General features: G+C 69.4%; 7 protein-coding genes. 1 reads left to right on the top strand and 6 read right to left on the bottom strand.

The genetic code is table 11. From position 1 onward, the window contains the following. Positions 1-209: 209 nt before the first annotated feature. The 6 genes from EQG76_RS11185 to rpsF all read right to left on the bottom strand — a co-directional run bounded on the left by EQG76_RS11185 (position 210) and on the right by rpsF (position 4,164). Positions 210-656, bottom strand: a complete 447-nt coding sequence (locus EQG76_RS11185; protein ID WP_159713387.1) for an acyl-CoA thioesterase — start codon at positions 654-656, stop codon at positions 210-212. Next, complete coding sequence (locus tag EQG76_RS11180; protein ID WP_159713386.1) at positions 653-2,032, bottom strand: leucyl aminopeptidase family protein; 1,380 nt, start codon at positions 2,030-2,032, stop codon at positions 653-655. Before EQG76_RS11180 ends, EQG76_RS11185 begins: the two co-directional genes overlap by 4 nt. Positions 2,033-2,075: 43 nt before the next feature. Continuing rightward, positions 2,076-2,696: a polyhydroxyalkanoate synthesis repressor PhaR gene (gene phaR, locus EQG76_RS11175; protein ID WP_159713385.1), complete on the bottom strand. Its 621-nt coding sequence runs from the start codon at positions 2,694-2,696 to the stop codon at positions 2,076-2,078. A gap of 163 nt (positions 2,697-2,859) precedes the next feature. Then, positions 2,860-3,417, bottom strand: a complete 558-nt coding sequence (gene rplI / locus EQG76_RS11170; protein ID WP_159713384.1) for a 50S ribosomal protein L9 — start codon at positions 3,415-3,417, stop codon at positions 2,860-2,862. A gap of 13 nt (positions 3,418-3,430) precedes the next feature. Next, positions 3,431-3,712: a 30S ribosomal protein S18 gene (rpsR, locus tag EQG76_RS11165; RefSeq protein WP_157505604.1), complete on the bottom strand. Its 282-nt coding sequence runs from the start codon at positions 3,710-3,712 to the stop codon at positions 3,431-3,433. Beyond that, the gene (gene rpsF / locus EQG76_RS11160; protein WP_159713389.1) at positions 3,709-4,164 is read right to left on the bottom strand and encodes a 30S ribosomal protein S6; all 456 of its coding nucleotides are present in this window, start codon (positions 4,162-4,164) and stop codon (positions 3,709-3,711) included. The genes rpsR and rpsF overlap by 4 nt, the downstream gene beginning before the upstream one ends. Positions 4,165-4,393: 229 nt before the next feature. Here rpsF and EQG76_RS11155 point away from each other — a divergent pair. Next, a partial coding sequence (locus EQG76_RS11155) for an ACP S-malonyltransferase (RefSeq protein ID WP_159713383.1) occupies positions 4,394-5,012 on the top strand: 619 nt, incomplete at its 3' end.

The following is a 5,012-nucleotide window of genomic DNA, read 5'->3' as shown; positions in this document are numbered from 1 at the left end:
GGCGGCGGCGTGCATCGGCCCGGCGCCATTGGCCAGCCGCTCCAGCAAGAGCTCGATCCGCTCGGTATACTCGCGCACGAAGGCCTCGCTGCCGGCGACCTCGAACTCTCGCTGGGCGAGATTGACCCTGAGCTTGGTCTGGATCGTGTCCACCCCGATCTCCGCGCGGTACCCCGGCTCGGTTGGCACGGATCCGCCTTTGGGTAAAGTCAGATGGCAGCGCCCACCAGCGGCTCCATCATCTGGCGCAGCGGCGGCGGGATCGGGGTCGGCCGGCGGGTCGCACGGTCGACGAAGACATGGACGAAGAACCCATCCGCGGCTGCCAGCGGGGCACCGGCATGGAACACCGCGCATTCCCAGCGCACCGAGCTGGTGCCGAGCCGCCCGACCCTGATGCCCACCTCCAGCGCGTCGGGGAAGCCCACGCTCTCATGGTAGCGGCAGCCGCTTTCCACCACGAAGTCCATCACCGGCCCGCCGGTCGGGTCGAGACCCCCCTCCTCGATCATCAGCCGGTTCACCGCCAGGTCGAACCACTCGTAATAGAGCGCGTTGTTGGCATGGCCGTACATGTCGTTGTCGGTCCAGCGCGTCTGGACCGGGAAGAAGCGAAGGTAGTCGCCACGTCCGGTCCGTTTCGGCCGCTCGCTCATGGCCGGTAGCGCTTCGTGATGGCGGCGTGGAGAGCCTGCAGGCCGGTGGCCTCGCCACCCTTGGGCCGGCCCGGCCGGCTCTCCGGGTTCCAGGCGAACAGGTCGAGATGCGCCCACCGCCTGGTGCGGGTCACGAAGGACTGGAGGAACAAGGCGGCGGTGATCGCCCCGGCGAACGGGCTCTGCCCGGCATTGTTCAGGTCGGCGACGCTGCTCTCGATCATGCGCCGGTAGGGCGCGTGCAGCGGCAGGCGCCAGAGCGGCTCACCGGCATCGAGGCCGCCCTGGAGGAGCTCGGCCGCCAGCGCCTCGTCGGGCGTGAACATGGCCGGCAGGTCCGGCCCGACCGCTACCCGTGCCGCGCCAGTGAGGGTCGAGGCGTCCAGCAGAAGATCGCACTCCTCCTCGTCGGCGAGTGCCAGCGCATCCGCCAGGATCAGCCGGCCCTCCGCGTCGGTGTTGCCGATCTCGACGGTGAGCCCCTTGCGCGAGCGCAGGATGTCGCCCGGCCGGAACGCGCTGCCCGAGATGCTGTTCTCGACCGCGGGCACGATCAGCCGCAGGCGCACTGGCATGGCCCCCGCCATGATCGCACCGGCCAGGCCCGTCAGGACCGCGGCACCGCCCATGTCCTTCTTCATGAGCAGCATGCTCGAGGACGGCTTGATGTCGAGGCCGCCCGTGTCGAAGCACACGCCCTTGCCGACCAGTGTTACTTTTGGATGGCGGGGATCGCCCCAGGTGAGGTCGATCAGGCCGGGCTGCCTGGCCGCGGCCCGACCGACCGCATGGACCAGCGGAAAGCCCTTGGCCAGCAGCTCCTCGCCATGGATGCGGCGCACCTCCGCGCCATGCCGCTGTCCCATGGCAGCGATCGTTTCCAGTAGCTCGCCCGGGCCCAGCTCGTTGGCCGGCAGGTTGATCAGGTCGCGCGCCGTCCAGATCGCTTCCGCCAGCCGGACACCCTGCTCCGCCGCACCGCCGCCCGGCAGCACCAGCCGGGGCAGGCCGGCATCGAACTGGCGGAACCGCTCGAATCGGTAGGCGGCGAGCGCCCAGCCGAGCGCTGCCCGGTCCGCCGGCACGAGGCCCTGCGGGTCGTCCAGCGCCCAGTCTCCCTCCGGCAGGGCGCCCACTGCCTGGGCGATGTCGCCGGGCTCGGCCGGGTCAGAAAGGAGCAGCAGGGTGGCGGCGGGCTCGCCCCCTTCGCCTGGAACGAACAGCACGGCACCGGGCCGTGGCCGGAACCCGGTCGCCTCCGCCCAGGAAGCGGCCGCCGGTGCCAGGCCGGCCAGACTGTCGGCCCAGCGTGTCGCGGGCACCAGGGTGATGCGGCGGGCGGCCGTGCCGGCCGGCAGGAAGCAGGCGAGTGTCATCCGGCGTCCCTTGCTGGGGGAAAAGGGGAGGGGCGGGCGGGCGTCAGCCGCGCTTCTTGCCGATCTCCTCGATCTGGCGCTGCATGGCGGCCAGCTGGTTCTTCAGTTCGGCCACCTCGTCGCGGACCGGATCGGCCGGCGGCTGGGGCTGGGCCGGCTCCTTGGCGCCGGCGGTCGCCGCCGCGGCGGCGAACGGATTGAACATGCGGGCGGCGTTCTGCAGCAGGGCCATGTTCTGGCGGGTCATCTCGTCGAACCGCTCGGCGGGGAAGAACGGCCCGAACGTGCCCTGGAGATAGGCGCGCATCTGGTCCTGCTGCCGGGTGAAGCTCTCCATGCTGATGTCGAGATAGCGCGGGAGCACCTGCTGGAGGCTGTCGTCGTAATAGCTGATGAGCTGGCGCAGGAAGCCGATCGGCAGGAGGTTGCGGCCCTTGCCGTCCTCCTCAAGGATGATCTGGGTGAGCACCGAGCGGGTAATGTCCTCACCACTCTTGGCGTCGTAGACCAGGAAATGCTCGCCGTCGCGGACCATCCGGCTGAGCTCGTCCAGCGTCACGTAGCTGGAAGTCGCCGTGTTGTAGAGCCGACGATTCGCGTATTTCTTGACGATCGCGACCTTCTCGCTGCTGGTTTCCGCCTCGTCCGCCGTACGTGTGCTCATCTGGCGCCCCTTCGATGGACTTCGCCCATCCTGCAATCGAAAAGGGGCCCCCGAAGGAGCCCCTGATCTTCACCTGTATCCTGGCCCATCGATGGCCAGTTTGTGCACACGCACACAGGCTTTGCAACGCGGTTACGCAGTGCAGCGAAGCCCCCTGAGGGGGTCAGCGGATCGCCAGGATCTGCGCTTCCAGGTCGTCCTCGTCGTCGAGCTCGGGCTCCTCGGCCTCCTCCTCTTCGACCGGGGCGGCCTTGCCGGCCTGGATCTCGGCTTCCTCGACCGTGCGGGCGACGTTCACCGTGATGGTGACCTCAACCTCGGGATGCAGCGCAACGATCACCGGATGGAGGCCCGAGGTCTTGATCGGGTTCTCCAGGCGGATCTGTTGGTGGTCGATCGACAGCCCGTCGGCGGTGAGCGCGGCAGCGATGTCGCGCGCAGTCACCGAGCCGAACAGGTTGCCGGCCTCGCCGGCCTGGCGGATCTGCACGATCGTGCGGCCCTCGACGCTGCCGGCCAGCTTCTGGGCCTCGCCCTTCAGCTCGAGATTGCGGGCCTCCAGCTGGACGCGCCGCTTCTCGAAGTCCTCGCGCGCGGCCTTGGTGGCGTTGACCGCCTTGCCCTGCGGGATCAGGTAGTTGCGGCCGTAGCCGTTGCGCACCCTCACGATCTCGCCCATCTGGCCGAGCTTGTGAACGCGCTCCAGGAGGATGACCTCCATTTTCTAGTCCTCCTCAGCCTGCCACGTAGGGCAGGAGCGCCAGCTCGCGGGCGCGCTTGATGGCCTGGGCCAGCGCGCGCTGCTCCTTGGCGGTCACCGCCGTGATGCGGCGCGGGACGATCTTGCCGCGCTCGCTGATGAAGCGCTGCAAGAGCTTGATGTCCTTGTAGTTGATCGCCGGCGCATCGGCATGCGCGAAGGGGCTGGCCTTCTTACGGCGGAAGAACGGCCGGCGGATGGTGATCGCTGGCGGCTCGGCAGGACGGCGGCGTTCGCCGGCATCGTTGTCCATCATGCCACTTCCTCCTCACGGCGCTCGCGGCGCGGCTCGTCACGGTCGCCGCGCGGGCGGTCCTCGCGCGGGCCACGGTCGTCGCGGTCACGGCGATAGCCGTCGTCGCGGCGGCCCCGCTCCTCGCGGCTGCTCTTCGCAACCATGATCTGCGACGGGTTGGGATCCAGCTCCTCGACCCGAACGGTCAGGTAGCGCAGCACATCCTCATGGATGCGCTCCTGGCGCTCCAGCTCCTCCACGCACGCGGCCGGCGCGTCGAGGTTGAAGTGCAAGTAATGGCCCTTCCGGTTCTTCTTGATCCGGTAGGTGAGATTGCGCAGTCCCCAGTACTCGACCTTGCTGACCGAACCGCCATTGTCGGCGATGATCTGCGCGATGCTCTCGGAGAGCGTCTGCGCCTGCTGAGCCGAAAGATCGGGACGCGCAATCAAGGTGTGCTCGTAAAAGGGCATGATGCTCCCTTTGGCCTGCCTTGATGTGGACAGCACGAATCCCCGCCACCACCGAAGCGGTACGGGTTGGCGATCCGTGCAGCACGCGACCCTCGGGTCCGGAACAGCCCGGACCACGAAGCCGGCGGAACATAGCAGCGCATTTGCCCGATGCAAGGCCCGGCACGCTTGACATACGCTGCCGCCTCGCATCCTCCACGGGCCGAAGGGCAAGCCGAAGGGAGAGAGCATGGCCGTGATCGCGGTGTTTCCTGGGCAGGGCGCGCAAGCGGTCGGCATGGGTAGCGCGCTGGCCGCGGCGTCGCCGGCCGCGCGCCGACTGTTCGAAGAGGTCGACGAGGCCTTGAGCGAGAAGCTCTCCGCCCTGATCTTCGAGGGCCCGGCCGACCGCCTCACGCTCACCGCCAACGCCCAGCCCGCGCTAATGGCGACCTCGCTCGCGGCGGTGCGGGCCCTGGAGGAGCGGCTCGGCGGCAGGCTCGCCGACCGGCTGGACTATGTCGCCGGCCATTCGCTGGGCGAATATTCGGCGCTGGCCGCGGCCGGCTCGATCAGGGTTGCCGACGCCGCCCGCCTCCTGCGCCTGCGCGGCGAGGCGATGCAGGACGCGGTGCCGTCGGGCGAGGGCGCCATGGCTGCGGTGCTGGGGCTTGGCCCCGACGCCGCCATGGCAGTGGCCGATGCCGCCGCGGCGGATGGCGGCGTGTGCCAGCTCGCCAACGACAACGCGGACGGCCAGGCGGTCCTGTCCGGTAGTAAGGATGCGGTCGAGCGCGCCGCCGCCATCGCGAAGGAGCGGGGTGCCAAGCGGGTGGTGCTCTTGCAGGTGAGCGCGCCGTTCCATTGCG

Source organism: Geminicoccus flavidas (genome assembly GCF_009806515.1).
Classification (GTDB): Bacteria; Pseudomonadota; Alphaproteobacteria; order Geminicoccales; family Geminicoccaceae; genus Geminicoccus; species Geminicoccus flavidus.
This window is presented reverse-complemented; position numbering and strand designations above follow the sequence as displayed.

Excerpts from the sequence above, each read along its gene's own strand:
- phaR (WP_159713385.1), bottom strand. The coding sequence starts at position 2,696 with ATGAGCACACGTACGGCGGACGAGGCGGAAACCAGCAGCGAGAAGGTC.
- EQG76_RS11185 (WP_159713387.1), bottom strand. The coding sequence starts at position 656 with ATGAGCGAGCGGCCGAAACGGACCGGACGTGGCGACTACCTTCGCTTC.
- rplI (WP_159713384.1), bottom strand. The coding sequence starts at position 3,417 with ATGGAGGTCATCCTCCTGGAGCGCGTTCACAAGCTCGGCCAGATGGGC.
- EQG76_RS11180 (WP_159713386.1), bottom strand. The coding sequence starts at position 2,032 with ATGACACTCGCCTGCTTCCTGCCGGCCGGCACGGCCGCCCGCCGCATC.
- rpsR (WP_157505604.1), bottom strand. The coding sequence starts at position 3,712 with ATGATGGACAACGATGCCGGCGAACGCCGCCGTCCTGCCGAGCCGCCA.
- rpsF (WP_159713389.1), bottom strand. The coding sequence starts at position 4,164 with ATGCCCTTTTACGAGCACACCTTGATTGCGCGTCCCGATCTTTCGGCT.